The 1,630-nt window shown below is 71.8% G+C and carries 2 protein-coding genes and 1 pseudogene; 2 read left to right on the top strand and 1 reads right to left on the bottom strand.

Going from position 1 to position 1,630, the window contains the following annotated elements; all coding sequences use genetic code 11:
• Window positions 1–175 (bottom strand): annotated as a pseudogene (locus B8460_RS18755) (Rrf2 family transcriptional regulator); the annotation flags it as partial.
• 58 nt (window positions 176–233) lie between these two features.
• On the opposite strand from B8460_RS18755, the gene cysK reads away from it, so the two are divergent.
• Both cysK and B8460_RS18745 read left to right on the top strand, forming a co-directional pair.
• Window positions 234–1,259, top strand: a complete 1,026-nt coding sequence (cysK, locus tag B8460_RS18750) for a cysteine synthase A (RefSeq protein ID WP_084623915.1) — start codon at window positions 234–236, stop codon at window positions 1,257–1,259.
• A gap of 38 nt (window positions 1,260–1,297) precedes the next feature.
• Window positions 1,298–1,630: rhodanese-like domain-containing protein (locus tag B8460_RS18745; RefSeq protein WP_052945314.1), on the top strand; the 333-nt coding region annotated here is incomplete at its 3' end.

Here is a 1,630-nt window from a genome sequence, read left to right as displayed (position 1 = left end):
TCTCCAGCAGGCCAGCCCGGCCGAGCGCCTGCAGCAGCGGCTCGATCCCGCGCCGGGCGAGGCCGGTGCGCTCGGCGATCTCCGCCGTGCTGACGGTATTGAGCCGGCCGGCGTGAAACGCGATATCGAGCATGATCGACACGGCGTTCATTCCCCGTTCGCGCCTGACCAGCATGCCTGCCTCCCTCCGCCTGCCGTTCGCCGGCGTGATCCACTGTGCAAGAACGTAATTTATGTCCGACGACACCCGAAGGCCAGACACCCAGGCGCCGTCCCCCGCGGCAAGCTCGCCCCCGGTGATCCCGGCCGCGTCGCCGCGGGGCCGCATCTATGGCAGCGTGCAGGAGACGGTGGGCGGCACGCCGCTGGTGCGCGTCCCCCGTCTCGCCGCCGCGCGGGGGCTGCGGGCGGACCTGCTGCTGAAGCTGGAGTTCTTCAACCCGCTCGGCTCCGTGAAGGACCGGATCGGGCTCGCCATGGTCGATGCCGCCGAACGTGCCGGGGTGATCGCGCCCGACCGCACCCTGCTGGTCGAACCGACATCCGGCAATACCGGCATCGCGCTGGCATTCGTCGCCGCCGCCCGGGGCTACCGGCTGATCGTGACCATGCCGGAGGGTGCCTCCGTCGAGCGGCGGCGGATGATGCGGCTGCTCGGCGCGGAGCTGGAGCTGACGCCGTCGGCGCAGGGCATGCGCGGGGCGATCGCGCGGGCCGAGGCGATTGTCGCCGAGCATCCGGATGCGTGGATGCCGCGCCAGTTCGACAATCCGGCCAACCCGGCGGTGCACGCGGCGACGACGGCCGAGGAGATCTGGGCCGATACCGAGGGCCGTGTGGACATGGTGGTGGGCGGCATCGGCACCGGCGGCACGCTGACCGGCATCGCCCGCGCGCTGAAGCCGCGCCGGGCGGGGCTGCGTGTGATCGGGGTCGAGCCGGCGGAGAGTGCCGTGCTGTCGGGCGACGAGCCGGGGCCGCACGGCATCCAGGGGATCGGCGCCGGGTTCTGTCCGGGCGTGCTCGATCTGTCGCTGATCGACGCGGTGCGGACGGTGGCCGAACGCGACGCGCTGGCGACCGCGCGGCTGTGCGCGCGCGAGGAAGGCGTGCCGGTCGGCATCTCGTCCGGGGCGGCGCTGCACGCGGCGCTCGATCTGGCGGCGGAGCCGGCGCAGGCCGGGCGGATGATCGTCGTGATCATCCCGTCCTTCGCCGAGCGGTATCAGTCGACCGCGCTGTTCAGCGGGCTGGGCTAGCGTGCCATCTTGACGGGGTCACAGACGGGGAGCGTCCCATGATCACCAAGGGCTACAAGGCGCTGGTCGAGGAGGCGATGGCCGTCAACGAGACGGTGCCGGTGGAGGCGGCGATCGCGCTGCACGGCGATCCCGGCGTCGTGTTCGTCGATCTGCGCGACCCGCGCGAGATCGCGCGGGAGGGGCGAATTCCCGGCGCCTTTGCCTGTCCGCGCGGCATGCTGGAGTTCTGGGTCGATCCGGACAGCCCCTATGCCAAGCCGGTGTTCACGGAGCCGAAGCGATTCCTGTTTTTCTGCGGCGGCGGCTGGCGTTCGGCGCTGGCGACGCGGACGGTGCAGGAGATGGGGCTGGAACCAGTCGCCCATATC

The sequence above is a fragment of the Acidisphaera rubrifaciens HS-AP3 genome, assembly GCF_000964365.1.
GTDB lineage: Bacteria > Pseudomonadota > Alphaproteobacteria > Acetobacterales > Acetobacteraceae > Acidisphaera > Acidisphaera rubrifaciens.
Note: the sequence above shows the minus strand (reverse complement) of the source record. Positions and strands in the feature narration are given on the sequence as shown.